Source organism: Pseudomonas sp. CDFA 610 (assembly GCF_021147865.1).
In the GTDB taxonomy this organism is placed as follows: Bacteria; Pseudomonadota; Gammaproteobacteria; order Pseudomonadales; family Pseudomonadaceae; genus Aquipseudomonas; species Aquipseudomonas alliivorans.
In genome coordinates this window covers 25,782-43,507 of record NZ_JAGTPM010000009.1, presented here as the reverse complement: position 1 = coordinate 43,507, position 17,726 = coordinate 25,782, and the positions used below count along the sequence as shown (strand labels likewise).

At 58.0% G+C, this 17,726-nt stretch carries 17 protein-coding genes; 11 read left to right on the top strand and 6 right to left on the bottom strand.

Going from position 1 to position 17,726, the window contains the following annotated elements:
- Positions 1-164: 164 nt before the first annotated feature.
- The 6 genes from KDX39_RS17505 to KDX39_RS17480 are packed head-to-tail and all read left to right on the top strand — an operon-like array spanning position 165 to position 7,043.
- On the top strand, positions 165-890 hold the full coding sequence (locus KDX39_RS17505; protein WP_231661227.1) for an RDD family protein: 726 nt from the start codon (positions 165-167) through the stop codon (positions 888-890).
- Positions 887-1,867, top strand: coding sequence for a stage II sporulation protein M (locus tag KDX39_RS17500; protein ID WP_231661226.1), 981 nt, complete (start codon positions 887-889; stop codon positions 1,865-1,867). The genes KDX39_RS17505 and KDX39_RS17500 overlap by 4 nt, the downstream gene beginning before the upstream one ends.
- Complete coding sequence (locus KDX39_RS17495) at positions 1,854-3,443, top strand: DUF4129 domain-containing protein (RefSeq protein ID WP_231661225.1); 1,590 nt, start codon at positions 1,854-1,856, stop codon at positions 3,441-3,443. Before KDX39_RS17500 ends, KDX39_RS17495 begins: the two co-directional genes overlap by 14 nt.
- On the top strand, positions 3,440-4,651 hold the full coding sequence (locus tag KDX39_RS17490) for a DUF4350 domain-containing protein (RefSeq protein ID WP_231661224.1): 1,212 nt from the start codon (positions 3,440-3,442) through the stop codon (positions 4,649-4,651). Before KDX39_RS17495 ends, KDX39_RS17490 begins: the two co-directional genes overlap by 4 nt.
- Positions 4,648-5,703 carry an AAA family ATPase gene (locus KDX39_RS17485; protein ID WP_210042385.1) on the top strand — a complete coding sequence of 352 codons (1,056 nt, stop codon included), beginning with the start codon at positions 4,648-4,650 and terminating at the stop codon, positions 5,701-5,703. The genes KDX39_RS17490 and KDX39_RS17485 overlap by 4 nt, the downstream gene beginning before the upstream one ends.
- On the top strand, positions 5,700-7,043 hold the full coding sequence (locus KDX39_RS17480) for a DUF58 domain-containing protein (protein WP_231661223.1): 1,344 nt from the start codon (positions 5,700-5,702) through the stop codon (positions 7,041-7,043). Before KDX39_RS17485 ends, KDX39_RS17480 begins: the two co-directional genes overlap by 4 nt.
- A gap of 24 nt (positions 7,044-7,067) precedes the next feature.
- Here KDX39_RS17480 and KDX39_RS17475 read toward each other — a convergent pair whose 3' ends face one another.
- Positions 7,068-7,427 carry a PilZ domain-containing protein gene (locus KDX39_RS17475; RefSeq protein WP_231661222.1) on the bottom strand — a complete coding sequence of 120 codons (360 nt, stop codon included), beginning with the start codon at positions 7,425-7,427 and terminating at the stop codon, positions 7,068-7,070.
- Between the two features lie 191 nt (positions 7,428-7,618).
- Complete coding sequence (locus tag KDX39_RS17470) at positions 7,619-7,993, bottom strand: tetratricopeptide repeat protein (protein ID WP_099226237.1); 375 nt, start codon at positions 7,991-7,993, stop codon at positions 7,619-7,621.
- A 176-nt stretch (positions 7,994-8,169) separates the two neighbouring features.
- Here KDX39_RS17470 and pyk point away from each other — a divergent pair, with 176 nt between their 5' ends.
- Positions 8,170-9,621, top strand: coding sequence for a pyruvate kinase (gene pyk, locus KDX39_RS17465; protein WP_099226238.1), 1,452 nt, complete (start codon positions 8,170-8,172; stop codon positions 9,619-9,621).
- Positions 9,622-9,770: 149 nt separating this feature from the next.
- Here the strand turns inward: pyk and KDX39_RS17460 are convergent, their stop codons facing one another.
- Entirely contained in the window at positions 9,771-10,709 is a 939-nt protein-coding gene (locus tag KDX39_RS17460; protein ID WP_231661221.1) for an iron-sulfur-binding ferredoxin reductase, read from the bottom strand.
- Positions 10,710-10,888: 179 nt separating this feature from the next.
- On the opposite strand from KDX39_RS17460, the gene KDX39_RS17455 reads away from it, so the two are divergent.
- Positions 10,889-12,412, top strand: coding sequence for a fumarate hydratase (locus KDX39_RS17455; RefSeq protein WP_099226240.1), 1,524 nt, complete (start codon positions 10,889-10,891; stop codon positions 12,410-12,412).
- Between the two features lie 446 nt (positions 12,413-12,858).
- Here KDX39_RS17455 and KDX39_RS17450 read toward each other — a convergent pair whose 3' ends face one another.
- Together KDX39_RS17450 and KDX39_RS17445 are read right to left on the bottom strand one after the other, a co-directional pair.
- Positions 12,859-13,395: a M10 family metallopeptidase C-terminal domain-containing protein gene (locus KDX39_RS17450; protein WP_231661220.1), complete on the bottom strand. Its 537-nt coding sequence runs from the start codon at positions 13,393-13,395 to the stop codon at positions 12,859-12,861.
- 53 nt (positions 13,396-13,448) lie between these two features.
- Positions 13,449-14,480, bottom strand: a complete 1,032-nt coding sequence (locus KDX39_RS17445; protein WP_231661219.1) for a M10 family metallopeptidase C-terminal domain-containing protein — start codon at positions 14,478-14,480, stop codon at positions 13,449-13,451.
- Between the two features lie 582 nt (positions 14,481-15,062).
- On the opposite strand from KDX39_RS17445, the gene KDX39_RS17440 reads away from it, so the two are divergent.
- The 3 genes from KDX39_RS17440 to KDX39_RS17430 are packed head-to-tail and all read left to right on the top strand — an operon-like array spanning position 15,063 to position 16,540.
- A complete protein-coding gene (locus tag KDX39_RS17440) occupies positions 15,063-15,551 on the top strand; it encodes an Hcp family type VI secretion system effector (protein WP_231661218.1) in 489 nt (162 codons plus the stop codon).
- 39 nt (positions 15,552-15,590) lie between these two features.
- Complete coding sequence (locus KDX39_RS17435) at positions 15,591-16,100, top strand: type VI secretion system amidase effector protein Tae4 (protein WP_231661217.1); 510 nt, start codon at positions 15,591-15,593, stop codon at positions 16,098-16,100.
- Positions 16,100-16,540, top strand: a complete 441-nt coding sequence (locus KDX39_RS17430) for a type VI secretion system amidase immunity protein Tai4 (protein WP_231661216.1) — start codon at positions 16,100-16,102, stop codon at positions 16,538-16,540. Before KDX39_RS17435 ends, KDX39_RS17430 begins: the two co-directional genes overlap by 1 nt.
- 179 nt (positions 16,541-16,719) lie before the next feature.
- On the opposite strand, the gene KDX39_RS17425 is transcribed toward KDX39_RS17430, so the two are convergent.
- On the bottom strand, positions 16,720-17,355 hold the full coding sequence (locus KDX39_RS17425; RefSeq protein ID WP_231661215.1) for a hypothetical protein: 636 nt from the start codon (positions 17,353-17,355) through the stop codon (positions 16,720-16,722).
- Between the last annotated feature and the right edge of the window lie 371 nt (positions 17,356-17,726).

Sequence of the window (17,726 nt, the reverse complement as noted above, 5' to 3'; positions counted from 1 at the left end):
AAGAGACCCTGGAAGTGTAGGGTGCGAAGCGGACGATTGGCTAATCGGAACACGCTGCAAGCCTGCAACACTTTTTCTTACAGGCTCTGTTTAGAGACGCCGGTTGCTTAGCGCCGCGGTGGTAGCTAGCATCAGTTCTCGCCTTCAGGTAACGCCTCCCCATCATGCTATCTCCTCCCGCTTCGCAAGGGATTGCAGCGCAGCAGACGCCGCTGGATACCCGCATCGCCATCGAGACCCCGGAAGGCATCGACATGATCCTTCGGCCTGCGGGGCTGGTTGTGCGTGCGCTGGCGTTCAGTATCGACCTGGGCATTCGAGCCGTGGCCATCGGAGTACTGTTTCTCGTCCTTCAGTTATTCGACAAGTTCGGCATGGGGCTGGCTGCCATCGCGCTGTTTCTGGTCAACTGGGGGTACATGGTGCTGTTCGAGGTGCTCGATCAGGGGCGGACACCCGGCAAGCGCGCCATGGGCCTGCGCGTGGTCAATGATGACGGAACGCCGATCGGCTGGGCCTCCTCACTCACCCGCAACCTGCTGCGTTTCGTCGACATGCTGCCTCTGGCCTATAGCGTGGGCGCCATCAGTTGCCTGAATCATCCCCGGTTCAAACGCCTCGGTGATCTTGCAGCCGGAACCCTGGTGATTCATACCGATCTGCCCGTGAAGCGGCCGGTCCTGCCCTCGGTCGAACCTTACAGGGTGCCGGTCGCTCTGCACCTGGAAGAACAACGCGCATTGCTGAGTCTGGCCGAGCGCCAAGGTGACCTGTCCGAAGCGCGTAGGCAGGAACTGGCCGCGATTCTGGTCGAGCCGCTGCACCTGTCGGCCGACAAGGCCGTCATTCAGGTCAACGGCATCGCGCGCAGCCTGACGGGGGCGACATGAAACAGGCTCAGTTCGAAATCCGTCATCAATCCGAGTGGAAACACTTCGAGCAATGCCTGGAGGCACTGGAACGCGGCAAGCCCGACCCCAAGGCCAGCGAGTGCTTTCCTGCCGACTATCGACGCCTCTGCCATCAACTGGCGTTGGCTCAGGAACGCGGCTACAGCAGTCACCTCATCGATCCGCTTCATCAACTGGCCATGCGCGGGCACCAGCAGCTTTACCGACATCGCAGTGCTTTGGGTGCTCAATTCCTGACCTTCATCCTTGCGGGTTTCCCGAGAGCGGTTCGTGCCGAATGGCGTTTCGTGCTGGTCGCCAGCCTGCTGTTCTTCGGCAGCCTCGTGGGCATGGGGCTTCTGGTCTACGGCTTTCCCGACCTGATCTACAGCATCGTCAGCCCCGCCCGCCTCAGCGACATGCAAAGCATGTACGACCCGCAGGCCAGCCGCATCGGGCAGGCACTGGAACGTGCTTCGGACGATGACTGGATGATGTTCGGCTACTACATCATGAACAACATAGGCATTGCCTTTCAGACCTATGCCAGCGGTTTGTTGTTCGGGCTGGGCAGTCTGTTCTTTCTGCTCTTCAACGGCCTGATGATCGGTGCAGTGGCAGGCCATCTCACCGATATCGGCTATGGTCAGACCTTCTGGTCGTTCGTGGTCGGCCACGGAGCCTTCGAACTGACCGCCATTGCCCTGGCCGGGGCCGCCGGTCTGAAACTGGGCTGGGCATTGCTCGCCCCCGGTCGGCTCACACGCGGCGAAGCGTTGCGACAGGCTGCGCAAGGCAGCGTGCAATTGATTGGCGGCGTGATGCTGTTTCTGCTGATTGCCGCCTTCATCGAAGCCTACTGGTCGTCAATGACCTGGCCGACGCCGCTCATCAAGTACCTGGTGGGCGCAGCGCTCTGGATGCTGGTGGGTGCCTACCTGATATTCGCCGGGCGGGCTTCTCATGCGCCTGACTGAATCGAACGTCGCCATTCGCCCTCGCACCTCCTGGGAAGCCATTGATCTGGGTGTCCTGATGGTCCGAGAACATCGCCTGCTGCTGATGAGCAGTTGGGCGATTGTCACGTTGCCGCTGTTCGCCTTGCTCAGCTTGTTGCTCTGGGACTACCCTTCGATCGCACTGTTTCTGTTCTGGTGGCTCAAACCGGCCTTCGACCGTCTGCCGCTGATGATCCTGTCACAGGCATTGTTCGGGAACACGCCCACGCTCAAACAGGCGCTCAGAGCCTGGCCCGCCACGCTGAAAAACCAGTTGCTCCCCAGCCTGTTCTGGCGCCGCCTGAGCCTGACCCGCAGCTTTCAACTACCGGTGCAGCAACTGGAAAACCTCGACGGAGACGAGCGAGCACGTCGCCTCAGCCTGCTCAATCAGAACGGCCAGGGCGCCGCACGTCTGCTGACACTCGTAGGCGTCCACCTGGAATACTCGCTGTGGATCGGCCTGATGGTCCTGTTCTACCTGTTCATCCCGCAACAGATCGAAATCGACTGGCAATGGCTGAGTCTGGTCGACACCCAGAATGACTGGACCTGGCTGGAACACCTGACCAACCTGTTTTACGTGCTGGCGCTCGTGCTGTGGGAGCCCGTTTATGTCGCTTGCGGTTTTACCCTCTACCTCAATCGCCGAACCGTGCTTGAAGCGTGGGACATCGAGCTGATCTTCCGGCGACTGCGCCAGCGCCTGATGGGCACAGCCTATGTGTTGCTGATCGCTGCCGGACTGGCGTTTTCGGCGGTACCGCAGTCCGCCATGGCCGATTCAAGCCAATACAGTTGCCCGTCGCCTGAGGCCACGCAGAGGGAGCCGGTCATTGTCAGCGCAGCACCTGATACGCCACGCCTGACTCACCAGGAACTGACCAGCGAAGCTGCCCGCAACGAAATCAAAAGCGTCCTGCAGGCACCGCCGTTCAAGAATCCCAAAACCGTAAACGGCTGGCGCTTTCCCGAGCGGGACGAACAGGCAACCCACGCCGACGGGCGACCCGACGGCAGCGCGCTGGCCAAGTGGTTCAACCGTCTGTTGTCGGCTGCAAGCGCGCTGGCCAGGCTGCTGGAGGTTCTGCTCTGGGCTGTCGTCTTGACTCTGCTCGGCGTGTTGATCTGGCATTACCGCGCCTGGCTGGGCACATTCGTCGCTCGCACGCCGCACCAGACATCGCAACCCCGGGAAACGCCAGAACAGCTGTTCGGCCTGCAGGTCAATGCAGAAAGCCTGCCTGACGATGTGGCCGCCAGTGCAGAGCGGCTTTGGACCGACTCGCCACGCGAGGCATTGGGTCTGCTGTATCGCGCCCTGCTCAACCGTCTGCTTACCGACTACCGCCTGCCCTTGAAAAATGCCGACACCGAGGGCCAGGTGCTGGAGCGCGTCGCACTACTCGATCAACCCCAACTGGATGAATTCAGCCGGACGCTGACCCTTCATTGGCAGAACCTTGCTTACGGCCATCGGCTGCCGCCTGCGCGGTCGCAACAGGAATTGTGCGATGGCTGGCGTCGCCTGTTCGGTTCAGGAGCAAGAACGTGAGCCGTCGTCATCGGTGGTTCGCAGGGCTCGCATTGCTCCTGCTGCTCACTGTCGGCGTCTACGCGGCCAGTCATCTGCAGCGTTACGAAAAAACCGTCGATCAGGGTCCATCTCCGGAAGCCCGGGCCAACCCCTATCTGGCCGCCGCCGCGTTTCTCAGGCAACGTTCGGTGCCCGTCAACATGACCCGCGCGCTCACCGACCTGCCAGACACGCAACAGCGACCACAGACGCTGCTGTTGCTCGATGATCGGGAAAACATGACCCCGGCACAGGCCGAGCGCCTGCTGGACTGGGCGGAATCCGGAGGCCATCTGTTGTTTGTCGCCGAGCAGTTGTGGGACGAACAGAAAGGCCGTAGCGGCGATCTGCTGCTCGACAGGATCGGGATTCGCCAATACCTCTCGAGAGATCTCAGGGCACAGGATGAGCCAGACGAGACCCGGCCCGCGCTTCCCATACCGCTGATGGCGTCACCCCCTGCCACCAGGCGAACCAAGTGGCCGGAGCTCACGCGGTTGTACCTGGAAAATGAAGAAGCTCCAGCCTACATGAGCTTCGATCCGGCGTTCCATCTGGAAGACCCCGAAGACCATGCCGACTCATGGGCCAACAGCGCCGACGCCACGCACCTGATGCAACTGAGTCACGGCAAGGGCCTGATTACTGTACTCACCGACGCCGAGCTCTGGAAAACCCGCTCGATCGGCAAATACGACAACGCCTGGCTACTGTGGTACCTGACCCAGGACAGTGACGTGACCCTCCTGATGCAAACCGAACATGACAACCTGTTGAGCCTGATACTGCGTCACTTCGCTCTCGCGCTGACCGCGTTCGCGATATTGATCGGCTTGACCCTGTGGCATGTGGGTCTGCGCGAAGGCCCTGTCCGTTTGCCTGCCTCGCAGGCCCGACGTCAACTGACCGAGCACCTGCGCGCCAGCGCCGAGTTCCTGCGCAGACGCAGCGGACAGGACGTGCTCCTGAAAAGCCTGCAGCAGGACATCCTGCGACGCGCGCGTCAGCTTCACCCGGGTTTTGAATCACTGGCCGTCGCCGATCAGTGGCAGGTACTGTCCCGCCTCACTCGCCAGCCCACCAGCGCCATCAGCGATGCGTTGCGCCCAAGACCCAGGCAACGCCTTTCCCACAGCGACTTCACCCGTCAGGTGGCCCACCTGCAAACCCTCAGGAATGCCTTATGAGCGATCAAGCGCCCGAACAGTCAGGCAGCATCGAACCCGTCGTTGCGGCGAGCCCCGAACCCGCCGCCAGCACCGCAGCCAGCACGCAGGCCCAGCAGCGCCAGCGCGCCAGTCATCTGGCCCAGGTATTGCGCACCGAACTGCGCAAGGCGGTGATTGGCCAGGACGCCGTCATCGATGATGTGCTGACGGCGCTGATAGGCGGCGGTCATGTGCTGCTTGAAGGTGTTCCAGGGTTGGGCAAGACGCTGCTGGTACGTGCCTTGGCCAGTTGCCTGGGTTGCGAGTTCGCCCGCATTCAGTTCACCCCCGACCTGATGCCCAGCGACGTGACCGGCCATGCGGTCTACGACCTGCCGACCGAACAGTTCAAGCTGCGCAAAGGTCCGATTTTCACCAATCTGCTGCTGGCCGACGAAATCAACCGCGCGCCGGCCAAGACCCAGGCTGCACTGCTCGAAGCGATGCAGGAGCGGCAGGTCACGCTGGAAGGTCGCGCATTGCCCATTGCCCAACCGTTCATGGTGCTGGCCACCCAGAACCCTATCGAACAGGAAGGCACGTACCCACTGCCCGAGGCCGAGCTGGATCGCTTCATGCTCAAGCTGCGCATGGATTACCCGCAGGCGCAGGAAGAGTTGGACATGGTGCGTCAGGTCACGCGCTCGACCCGGGCCGACATGCTCGACGTCCGTCCGCTCAAGGTGATCATGCAGGCCCGCGAAGTCCAGGCGCTGCAACGCATTGCCAGCGATCTGCCGCTGGACGAACAGGTACTGGATTACGCCGTGAGACTGGCCCGCAGTACGCGCACCTGGCCGGGGCTGAGCCTGGGCGCAGGTCCAAGGGCCTCCATTGCGCTGGTGCGTGGCGGTCGCGCAAGGGCGTTGTTGCGCGGCGGCGAGTTCGTCATCCCGGATGACATAAAAGGGTGTGCGCTGGCGGTGCTGCGTCATCGTGTGAGGCTGTCGCCGGAGCTGGACATCGAAGGGCTTTCGGTGGATCAGGTGCTCCGGCAGATCCTCGATCAGGTTCCGGCGCCGCGCCTTTGAAACAGGTATTGAGGCCGTCGACCCTGCTGCTGGGCTGGCTGGGTGCGCTTGCAGGCGCAGCCGTGCTGCTCGGCATGCTCCATGCGCTTGGGATCGATTATCCGAAGCAGCTCGACACCCTTTATTGGGGCGCATTGCTGGCGCTTGCGGGCGTGAGCGTTTTCGACGGATTTCGCCTGACACACCAGCCCTCCCCGCGCCTGCACCGTCACCTGCCGGGCAGCCTGGCATTGAACCGCTGGAACGACATAAGACTGGACATCGAACACGATGGCGGCGCTGTACTGACACTACGCGTCATGGATCACCTGCCCCCAGGAATGGAATCCGTGGACCTGCCGCAGTCCATCGAAGTGGCTCGACACGCAAAGGCCACGCTGGGCTATCGGATACGGCCCACCAAGCGAGGCCATTTCACCTTTGAACGTTGCGAACTGGCGCTGCGCAGCGGCTTGCATCTGTGGTCCGCCCGACGTCGCCTTGCTCTGCCGGGCAGTACTCGTGTTTACCCGGACTTTGCCCGTCTGTACGACGGTCAACTGCTCGCAGTGGACAACTGGCTCAGCCAGATCGGTGTGCGTCAGTCGCAGCGCCGTGGCCTGGGGCTGGAATTCAACCAACTGCGCGAATTTCGCGAAGGCGACAGCCTCCGGCAGATCGACTGGAAAGCCACTGCTCGCCAGCGCTCACCGATTGCGCGGGAGTACCAGGACGAGCGAGACCAGCAGATCGTGTTCATGCTCGACTGCGGACGACGCATGCGCAGCCAGGACGGCGACCTGTCCCATTTCGATCACGCACTCAATGCCTGCCTGCTGCTCGGCTACGTGGCTTTGCGTCAGGGCGACGCCATCGGCCTGATGACCTTTGCCGGCGACAAGGATCGCTATCTATCGCCGGTCAAAGGCCACGGTCAATTGAATCTGTTGCTCAATACCGTCTATGACCTGCAGACCACACAGCGACCCGCCGATTACAGCGCCGCCGCTCGCCATTTGCTGGCCCGACAGAAGCGACGCTCTCTGGTGGTTGTGATTACCAATCTGCGCGATGAAGACGACGATGAACTGCTGGCGGCGGTCAATCAGTTGGCGCGCAGGCATCGTGTGCTGGTTGCAAGTCTGCGGGAAGAGGTGCTCGACAGCCTGCGTCACGCTCCGGTGCAGACCCACGATGAGGCGCTGAGCTACTGCGGAGCGGTCAGCTTTCTGAACGCGCGTACGACACTGCACGATCGGATGGTCGCGCATGGCATCAATGTGGTGGACGTACGCCCAGGGGAATTGGGCGCAGAATTGGTCACTCGCTATCTTGGCTGGAAGAAAGCGGGAACGCTCTGACCCGCTTTTCCGACTGCTGACCTGTCAGGCCGAAGCCTCAAGGGTCGGGTAGAAACAGAAATACTGCCGCAGGATATGAACCAACTCGAGATAATCCGTGGACATCTCGAAGAGTTCAAAACCGGAGTCGTAGCAGCCGGGTGTCTCATCTTCATGACACCACAGGCACGTCGCGCTGACGTCGATGGTCTTCATCCCCTCACCACGGGGCATCTTCACACACAAATCAAACCTGGCACCAACCAGCAGAGGGATGCTGCTGATCAGCATCAGCCCCTCTTCCGAGACATTGCCCAGACAACCGAGTGGTCGGTCAGTGTGCCTATTGAAAACCTGAAGATATTCCTGCAATTGGTGTCGTTCGATTTTTCGCTCTTTTAACATGGCAGGCCGCCTTCAGAGACCAGTGAGCATGGTCACGTAGAACTTAGATCCTGCGGCGTTAACAATGGCAGTGCCGCAGGAACTCCTTAAGACCAGAGCCTTGAGGCTCTTTCATTCCCTTGACAGTCAGCCTAGCGCAAATCTTTCCAACATCCACCCGTAAACGACACCAATCATCCAATCGGGTGTAATTATTTTGAGGCAGGAATCGCTCTCGCGGGCTGGGCCGGCGGGTAGTGACCCAATTGTGCGAGGGTGTCGAGCCGGGCCTTCGCACGGTATGCGTATTCACTGGCCGGATACTGATTCATCAGAAACTGGTAAGTCTGTGCCGCATCAACGTAAAGCTTCTGTCGCTCCAGGCACTGCCCGCGCAACATCGAGACCTCAGGTTGGACATAACGCCGTTCGCGACTCTGACGTTCAACCTTGGACAGGTCGAGCATCACGCGATCGCAGTCGCCTTCCTGATAAGCACGATAGGCATGATCCAGATTGGAGTTCATTGCCCAACGGGTGCAACCGCTGACCGCAGCCAGTAATACAACAATCGTTACAATACGCATGGGACTCTCCTGTTCTCTGCCATTTATCGGCTCGATATCCAATTTCTTCAGGCCGATCGAGCACCGGCCGTCAGCCGATTGCCCTGCCTGCCAGCAGCAAGGTAGTGCAAAGGAACAATGACTAAAGACCCAGACAGGAGTAGCCTCTCGCTGCGCTTCAATTAAGGAGTTTGTGCATGACCGTTCGCCGCACCAAAATCGTCGCCACACTTGGCCCTGCCAGCAACTCGCCGGAAGTCATCGAACAACTGATCCTCTCGGGTCTTGATGTTGCTCGTCTGAACTTCTCCCACGGCACCCCGGATGAGCATAAGGCTCGCGCCAAACTGATCCGTGACATCGCCGCCAGACACGGGCGCTTCGTCGCTCTGCTGGGCGACCTGCAAGGTCCCAAGATCCGTATCGCCAAGTTCACCGACAAGCGGATAGAGCTGAAAGTGGGTGACAAGTTCACCTTCTCCACCGCTCACCCGTTGACCGGTGGCAACCAGCAGATCGTGGGTATCGACTACCCGGATCTGGTCAAGGATTGCGGCGTGGGCGACGAGCTGTTGCTCGACGACGGTCGCGTGGTCATGCGCGTCGACACTCAGACCGCTGACGAATTGCACTGCACCGTCCTGATCGGTGGCCCGCTGTCGGACCACAAAGGCATCAACCGTCGCGGCGGTGGCCTGACAGCGCCTGCGCTGACTGAGAAAGACAAGCAGGACATCAAACTCGCTGCGGAAATGGACCTGGACTATCTGGCCGTTTCTTTCCCGCGCGACGCTGCCGACATGGAATACGCTCGCAAGCTGCGTGACGAATCCGGCGGCACTGCCTGGCTGGTCGCCAAGATCGAACGCGCCGAAGCGGTTGCCAACGACGAAGTGCTCGACGAACTGATCCGCGCCAGTGACGCCGTCATGGTTGCCCGTGGCGACCTGGGTGTGGAAATCGGCGATGCCGAACTGGTCGGCGTTCAGAAACGCATCATTCTGCACGCCCGTCGCCACAACAAGGCGGTGATCGTGGCTACGCAGATGATGGAGTCGATGATCTCCAGCCCCATGCCGACCCGCGCCGAAGTGTCCGACGTGGCCAACGCCGTGCTCGACTACACCGACGCCGTCATGCTGTCGGCTGAAAGTGCGGCAGGTTCCTACCCGATCGAAGCGGTTCAGGCCATGGCGCGCATCTGCGTCGGCGCTGAAAAGCACCCGACCGGCAAGACCTCCAGCCACCGCATCGGCCACTCGTTCACCCGTTGTGACGAAAGCATCGCCCTGGCGGCCATGTACACCGCCAACCACTTCCCCGGCGTGAAAGCGATCATCGCATTGACTGAAAGCGGCTACACCCCGCTGATCATGTCGCGCATTCGCTCTTCGGTACCGATCTACGCGTTCTCCCCGCACCGTGGCACTCAAGCCCGCGCGGCGATGTTCCGTGGCGTCTACACCGTACCGTTCGACCCGGCAGCCCTGCCACCAGGTCAGGTCAGTCAGGCAGCCGTTGACGAGCTGCTCAAGCGCGGTCTGGTCGAGCAAGGTGACTGGGTCATCCTGACCAAAGGCGACAGCTACCACACCATCGGTGGCACCAACGGCATGAAGATCCTGCACGTCGGCGATCCATTGGTCTGACGTTCAGCGCAACACGCAAAAGCCCCGACTCGCGAGAGCCGGGGCTTTTTTTGTGGACACCTTGAGAGCGGATGCAGAGCGTCCCGAGAGGCGTTAACCCGCTGGACTGGAACGATCAGGGCACTCAGCCCGCGACGCTCCGCGTCACCTCACTCCCGTCGGACAAAAACATCCGCCAGCAATTGATTACGCGGCAGCCCGGCCAGGTAAAGCCGTTTGGCAAACACCTCGACACTCTCGGGACTGCCGCACACCAGCGCCATGGCATGCCGCGACAGCATGCGCAGCCCGGCCAGCGCGTCCTGAAGTGTTTCTTGAGTGATCAACTGAACCTGCACGTTCGGACATCGGACAGCCAACGCCTGCAACTCGGCCTTCAGATAATGCGCCTGCTCGTCATGCGCCAGATGGATCAACCGAATCGCGCCCTGATGTTCCTGACGCAACGCCTCACGCAGGATTCCCCACAACGGTCCAAGGCCGGTGCCCGCCGCCAACAGCAGCAAAGGCTTGTCCTGCCAGTCCGGGTCGTAACGCAACGCCCCGCCACGCAGTTCGCCGAGTCTCAGCTCATCGCCGACCTGCAGCTGACGCGCATGGTCACAGAAGGCGCCGGGTTGTCGACAATCCAGATGAAACTCCAGAAAGGCATCGTCACCCGGCAGGCTCGCCAGCGAGTAAGGCCGCGCCACGCCCCTCTCCGTCCACAGCACCTGATGCTGCCCTGCGCGATAACGCAGCGGCTTGCCCGGTTCCAGTCGCAAACGCATCACTGTCGGGCTGAGCCAGTCGCAGCCCTGGACAGTTGCTGGCAAACCGTCCAGCAATGGGTCGAACACTTCGACCGTGAGGTCTTGGACCACCTTGCACTGGCACGCCAGACGCCAGCCTTGCTGACGCTTTTCGACAGGCAACGCCTCAGGCAATGCGTCGAGCGGATCACCCTTCACGCAGCGCACCAGACACGCGTGGCAACTGCCAGCCCGACAACTGTAAGGCACAGACACACCGGCCTGATTCAGGGCATCGAGCAGATTACTGGCTTCGCTGACCGCCCAGCTGCGGTCACCGACGTGCAAATGCGGCATCAAGGCGCCCCGTGCAGAAAATAACGGCGATTGTACAGACTGCCCTGTCGGGCAGGTTATACTGCCGCGCCTTTTTGCGCCCGCTACGGCTACCCTGACAGCTCTGGTTCAAGCCGCAGTCCCCGACTGTCGCCGATAGCGTAATTGAATGTTCCCGTCCTTACAGAGGAGCGCGCCGCATGACCGTGATCAAGCAAGACGACCTGATTCAGAGCGTTGCAGACGCCCTGCAATTCATTTCCTACTACCACCCCGTGGATTTCATCCAGGCCATGCACGAGGCGTATCTGCGTGAAGAATCGCCCGCCGCCCGCGACTCCATCGCCCAGATTCTGATCAACTCGCGCATGTGCGCGACCGGTCATCGCCCTATCTGCCAGGACACCGGCATCGTCACCGTGTTCGTACGTGTCGGCATGGACGTACGCTGGGACGGCGCCACCATGGGCCTGGACGACATGATCAACGAAGGCGTGCGTCGCGCCTACAACCTGCCTGAAAACGTGCTGCGCGCTTCGATCCTGGCCGACCCGGCCGGTGCTCGCAAGAACACCAAGGACAATACCCCTGCGGTCATTCACTACTCCATCGTTCCGGGCAACACCGTGGAAGTGGACGTGGCGGCCAAGGGCGGCGGTTCGGAAAACAAATCGAAGATGGCGATGCTCAACCCGTCCGACTCGATCGTCGACTGGGTGCTGAAAACCGTACCGACCATGGGCGCGGGCTGGTGCCCACCGGGCATGCTCGGCATCGGCATCGGCGGCACTGCCGAGAAGGCAGCGGTCATGGCCAAGGAAGTGTTGATGGAATCCATCGACATTCACGAGCTCAAGGCCCGCGGCCCGCAGAACCGTATCGAAGAGATGCGTCTGGAGCTGTTCGAGAAGGTCAACCAACTGGGCATCGGCGCTCAGGGTCTGGGCGGTCTGACCACCGTGCTTGACGTCAAGATCATGGACTACCCGACACACGCTGCCTCGCTGCCGGTGTGCATGATCCCCAACTGCGCCGCCACCCGCCACGCCCACTTCGTGCTCGACGGCACAGGTCCGGCCTCGCTTGAAGCGCCATCGCTGGATGCCTACCCGGAAATCGTCTGGGAAGCCGGCCCATCGGCCCGCCGCGTCAACCTCGACACCCTGACCCCGGAAGAAGTGCAGAGCTGGAAGCCGGGCGAAACCGTCCTGCTCAACGGCAAGATGCTCACCGGCCGCGACGCTGCGCACAAGCGCATGGTCGAGATGCTCAACAAGGGCGAGACCCTGCCGGTCGACCTCAAGGGTCGCTTCATCTACTACGTCGGCCCGGTTGATCCGGTGCGCGAAGAAGTCGTCGGCCCGGCTGGTCCGACCACTGCCACGCGCATGGACAAATTCACCCGTCAGATCCTCGACCAGACCGGCCTGCTGGGCATGATCGGCAAATCCGAGCGCGGCCCGACTGCCATCGAAGCCATTCGTGACCACAAAGCCGTCTACCTGATGGCCGTCGGCGGCGCCGCCTACCTCGTCGCCCAGGCGATCAAGAAATCCAAGGTCGTTGCCTTTGCCGAACTGGGCATGGAAGCGATCTACGAGTTCGAGGTCAAGGACATGCCGGTGACCGTTGCCGTCGACAGCAACGGCGAGTCCGTCCACATCACCGGCCCCGCGATCTGGCAGAAGAAGATCAGCGACAGTCTGGCAGTGGAAGTGCAGTAAGTCATACCGTGCATAGCAAGACATGGAAAACCCGGCGAACGCCGGGTTTTTCATTTCATCCTCAAACACCCTGTTGGAACGATCTATTTCTTCTCATCAAACCGAACAGACCGAATGATCGAGTCAATCGTGGAAAAGTCTTGGTAGTGGCCCACCGTATTGAACAGCAACCGAGTGCTCGCGTTATAAACAACTGCCATCAGACAAGTACCGCTTCTGGAATCGAAACGCAGCCAGAGGACGCGCAACAGCCGATGCGAGACTTCAGGCATTACGAGAGTAAGGTGTGTCCATGCATTCAAAGCGGCGTCTATCAAGGTCTGTAAGGCTGATCTCAGGACGATCACGTCCAGTTAAGCGTGATCGCCCTGCTATCAACCTGTACTCACCAACGATCAATACGCTCTTTCCTGCCATCTGATCGTTGCTAAAACAGGCGCTCCAATTCAGCCAAACACATCCAGAGGCTTCGTCGGATCGACCCCGATGATATGAATGGGCGACTCATCCAGGTACAGCCCGTCGAACAGGAAAGGGATGTTCTGATGATTGCCACTGAGCGCCACCTGGAACTGCTGGCCCTTGGCGTTGCTTTCGAAGGAACGCAGGTAAGTACGATCCTGCTCCTGGTTGTATTCAACCTTCAGCGTACCGTTGTAACCATTACCGTCACGCTCCAAACCTATATCGAGGATATAAAAGGCGTCGCCATCTTCGAAGTCGGTAATCAGGTCTGAATAACCGCCATCTGCCGTCCGGTAACTGTCCTCGACGTTGTAGTAGAGGAAAATATCCCGACCTGCCCCACCACTGATGGTGTCCTTTCCATAACCGCCCACTATCACGTCGTCGCCAGCACCGGCGTTGATCCGGTCGTTGCCTTGAAACCCGACCAGTTGATCATCGTAGTCACCGCCATTGAGCGTGTCGTTCCCGGCGGTCCCGACGACATCCAGATTGTCCTGCGTCAGGCTGTTGACCACTTTCTGCCCGGTGGGATTACCTAGGTTTTGTACGAAAAGTCGGCGAGCGAAGGTCAGGCAAGGCAAAAACAGGCGAGGAAGCGGAGTCTACGTGTTGTAAATGAGCATTCCGAGCCTGTTTTTAACGCAGCATCACCGAGCGCAGCCACTTTTCGTACAGAGCCTAAGTCGAAGGCATTGCGGTTCAGATCCAAGGTAAGGTCACCGTTGAACAACACTTCGAATCGATTGCCAGCGGCATCGGTTTCCATTGATTTCAGAATCGTCTGAGTGCCAGCGGCATTGAGTTCGACTTTCAAGGTGCCGTTGTAACCGTTACCCAGCCCCGTGAAGTTCAGACCGGCCAGGTCGATGATGTCACCCTGAGCCGCACTGAAATCAGTGATCAGGTCTCGCGTCTGGATGCCTGAAGTAGCGTGAACGCTGTCCGTGATCGCGCTGAAAACAAAATCATCAGCCCCGTCCCCGCCCGTCAATGTGTCGCCACCCGCGCCGCCCACCAGACGGTCGTCTCCAGCCAGGCCCGACAGCGTGTCCCTGCCTGCATAGCCCATCAGCGTCTCGGCGCCTGCCGATGTTCCAGAAACCGTGTCAGCCGTCTCGCTGCCGCCGATCAGACGCTGGAAGTTAGCGGCGTTGAAGTCCACAGGATCAAAGAACTCCAGCACAAACGTATTGCCGTCTGCATCGGCCTCGTAGCTTCTCAGGAACGTGTGATCATAATCACCTTCGGTGCTGACCTTAAGCGTGCCGTTTGTGCCGTCACCCAACCCCGTGAAACCCAGCGCAGTGAGATCAAGCCGGTCCCTGTTCGAATTGAAGCCCGAGACCCAGTCGACATTTTCATCGCTGCCAGCAGCACTCAGGTAACTGTCCTTCAGCGAAAGATACCGGAAGACGGTAGTGCCGTTGGCGACTAGATCATCGCGCCCGGCTCCGCCAATAATCACATTGTTGCCACCCCGATCCGGGGCAATGTAGTCATAGCCCGCCCCACCGTAGATGACGTCATTGCCGCCGGAAAAGCTCTCGATAACGTTATCGCCCGCCGTGCCGTACCAGAACATCTTTCGCTTATCGGCCATGGGAATTGCTCCAGAAAAGTCGTGCCCGTCAGTACCTGACAAGTGCGTGATACGCGGAGGACGTGATGGTTCGAAGGCAATCATTGGCCAGTATGAGAAGGATTATGATGATTTAAAGTATTGAGGGTCGTGCACGCCTCGCATTTGATTTATGCGTTGGGTGAGGCTCAAACAAGCATCTCAAAAAGAGCAAACCGAATGAGAGCGGGCCAAAACCCACCAGCTACCTCAGCATGCGACTGATTAGCGGCGGTTGACCTATCACTCGCTCAAATTAATCACCGGCTTCTTAATAAAAATCTTATTGCTGGGTATCTATCCAAAACCTATTTCAATAATCCATAGAACTTCGATCCGCTCATACGACAGAAAAGAACGCTCCGTAGGACAATTCACACACAATACAAAGACAAGTCTGTACGGTGACAACATATTTATCGCCGCAAGCAAGTCTCAGCTTTATTTAGTCTACTGCAACGTTGACAAACCGGCCTTAATCGAAAAAGACAAGCCATCTGCTCAAAACAAGTCACAACCAGCTATTACAATCGCTCTACTTATCGACACCCCATGGAGACCGCAATGGCTTTTGACGCTTACATTAAAATCGAAGGAATACCTGGCGAAGCGCTTGATGATCGTTACAAGGACTGCATCGAGATAACCGGGTACGTTTTTGGAATGAACCAAAGCACGTCAGCGACTGCCAGCTCTTCAGGCGGGGCATCTTCTGGCCGCACGTCGCTCAGCGACTTCACGTTCACCAAGACTTTGGATAAATCGAGCTGCAAGCTCATCGAAACGTTGTGCGCAGGAAAACATTTGAAAGAAGTGGTTCTTACCTTGCATAGGGCAGGTGGAGAGAAGATCAAATATTTTGAGGTATTACTAGAGGAAGTTATTATCTCTAATTACACGCAGAGCGCCGATGACGGTATCCCCACGGAAACCATAAGCCTGAATTATGGAAAAATAAAAACCACGTACACACTCCAGAAAAGATCTGACGGTGCCAGCGGCGGAAATATTTCTGGCGGATGGAACCGCATCACCAATCAGGTTTACGCCTGATCTTGATACTTGACTGCTTGACTCAGCACTAGGAAATATATGACACGACCTGCTTTTTCTGCTGCCTGGGCTGCCTGGGCTGCCTCGCAGCATATCTACGACCCGATTGCACCGGAAAAAAGAGTGGCTGAATTGATCGGAGGGTATGTGGCTAAAAACATAAACAACGCTGAGCCATCGCAAAGATGGAGTAATACCTGCGCCGTGAGAATGAGCTATATCTTGAATTACACAGGACTGGCCATACCGAAGACACACAACAAAACCGTGTCCGGAAATGATCGAAAGCAGTATTTTTTTCGTATAAATGATGTGCAAGAATTTTTGACAAGCACGTGGGGTAAACCCGACACCATCACATACCCGTCCTCTGGAGGTGGGACACTATCACACAAGAAAGGCATTATTATATTTGAAGTATCAGGATGGTTTGATGCACGTGGACACGCGAAATTATTCGATGGCAGCACGTGTTACGATCATTGTTACTTTAACGAACCGGAGGTAAATTACCGAACCGACAAAGCAAGTTTCTGGAGCCTTTCTTAATGGCGCATCTACGCAAAACCATCGTAGTCCTCTCTGCAGCTGCGATGACCAGCGCATCTGCCCTTTCGGCTACCTCATCGCCAGAGGGAATGTATCGGACGTTTGAAGCCAACTACAAGGACATGGCGCTTGCGACATGCATAGACACTGCTTATGCCAACAACGCAGACGTGAGCAAGGACGCGGGAAGTAGTGTCACCGCAATGCGTGAATGGACATACTATGATTTGGAAAAAAGTCCAGAGCTGATAACCGCACTGGTGGCCAAGTACCTTGCAAGGGATTACACGCACCCCTTGGTTGAATCAGAAATAAAAGGTGTGAAGTTTGATTTTTTGAAATGTCTGGATCTTTATCACAGCCAGGAGCTGGAAGCATTAACAAAAAAACTCGTGGATCACCCAACACGCACCTATATGAAAAACGTCAAACCGCATTGATACTCATCGCTGCATATCGAATGGCCAGAGCGGCAAGGAGTTAAAAGCGCTTAGCAAACTCCTACCGCTCATGGATGGCGGCTCCTGTCCAAATAAGGTCCTGGTTCAAGAGCAGATCGAGGCAGTCAAGTTGCAACCCATGTCCCGCGAGGACGAACTTCTAAGCTAACCAGTGAGCGTCAAGGCGACGGCGTGGCATTCAGGGTTTGCCAGCCAAAGAGCGTATTGGCACAAATCTGTGGACTCAGTGATTTTTCAACCGTCGCGTTTGCCTGAGCGGAGAGTTCGCGAACAGCAAGCACACATCCGGCCTTGAACGTGCTGAATTTTATGATCTGAAATTCCATCTCATAGTCTTTGCCGGGATCAGGGATGAGCGTGACAGGCGCGGGAACGCAGGACATTTGCGACCCTCCCATATATATCTGTGCGATAAGGGGTTTGCCAGCTGGAACAACATGCTCGTCAAACACCTTGGACGAATTGTTGATCGCTTTACTCGCCTCGCTGGCAGGCATGCCGATCACGCTGTTCTGAGTGTCTGTTGCACGAAAAGGGTAAAGACCTGATGAGTTAACGTGCGCAGCTTGCCAGCCAGCTTCCTCAGGCTTTTTGGTCAGCAAGGAGTTGAAGAACGTCGCGCAGGTCTGCCCACTCACGTAGCCTCCACTGATAGTGTGCTCCGTAATCAATCGGACGCGAGCCATGGTTGCCGGATCGTATTGGCTGATCCTTGCTTCATTGCGAATATCGGTTTTAGTCGTAGCGCAGCCGATAAGGGTCAGGCTTACGGCCAGTGGAAGAAAAAGACGCATGGAAAACCTTCATATCCTGTGAGAGTTGGTGAGCGCAAATATACTACGACGAATGTGTAATCGTTTACTCACTATTTACTATGGCTGTGCGTTTTTTGCTTTGACGACTGACCTCTTTTGTTCGAAATTTGCCTCAGAATAAATCGAGCCACGTCGCCTCCCCTACTGAACCACGTAATAACCTTCGTGGACGTCAAGTACGCTGTGGCTCATAGGGCATTGGCACGTAACGAGAAACCTTTAACCCACTGATATCTAAAAATCGCCTTCCTTGTAATCAGTCGACCGTGCGGCCGCACGTAAGAATTTATTTTCTGGCGAGAAATAGAGCTTATGAGTACTTTTTTCTCAGACTCCTTTAAATTTTTAAC

Coding starts and splice junctions, on each gene's coding strand:
- KDX39_RS17505 (WP_231661227.1), top strand. CDS start 165: ATGCTATCTCCTCCCGCTTCGCAAGGGATTGCAGCGCAGCAGACGCCG.
- KDX39_RS17500 (WP_231661226.1), top strand. CDS start 887: ATGAAACAGGCTCAGTTCGAAATCCGTCATCAATCCGAGTGGAAACAC.
- KDX39_RS17495 (WP_231661225.1), top strand. CDS start 1,854: ATGCGCCTGACTGAATCGAACGTCGCCATTCGCCCTCGCACCTCCTGG.
- KDX39_RS17485 (WP_210042385.1), top strand. CDS start 4,648: ATGAGCGATCAAGCGCCCGAACAGTCAGGCAGCATCGAACCCGTCGTT.
- KDX39_RS17475 (WP_231661222.1), bottom strand. CDS start 7,427: ATGTTAAAAGAGCGAAAAATCGAACGACACCAATTGCAGGAATATCTT.
- KDX39_RS17470 (WP_099226237.1), bottom strand. CDS start 7,993: ATGCGTATTGTAACGATTGTTGTATTACTGGCTGCGGTCAGCGGTTGC.
- pyk (WP_099226238.1), top strand. CDS start 8,170: ATGACCGTTCGCCGCACCAAAATCGTCGCCACACTTGGCCCTGCCAGC.
- KDX39_RS17460 (WP_231661221.1), bottom strand. CDS start 10,709: ATGCCGCATTTGCACGTCGGTGACCGCAGCTGGGCGGTCAGCGAAGCC.
- KDX39_RS17455 (WP_099226240.1), top strand. CDS start 10,889: ATGACCGTGATCAAGCAAGACGACCTGATTCAGAGCGTTGCAGACGCC.
- KDX39_RS17445 (WP_231661219.1), bottom strand. CDS start 14,480: ATGGCCGATAAGCGAAAGATGTTCTGGTACGGCACGGCGGGCGATAAC.
- KDX39_RS17440 (WP_231661218.1), top strand. CDS start 15,063: ATGGCTTTTGACGCTTACATTAAAATCGAAGGAATACCTGGCGAAGCG.
- KDX39_RS17435 (WP_231661217.1), top strand. CDS start 15,591: ATGACACGACCTGCTTTTTCTGCTGCCTGGGCTGCCTGGGCTGCCTCG.
- KDX39_RS17430 (WP_231661216.1), top strand. CDS start 16,100: ATGGCGCATCTACGCAAAACCATCGTAGTCCTCTCTGCAGCTGCGATG.
- KDX39_RS17425 (WP_231661215.1), bottom strand. CDS start 17,355: ATGCGTCTTTTTCTTCCACTGGCCGTAAGCCTGACCCTTATCGGCTGC.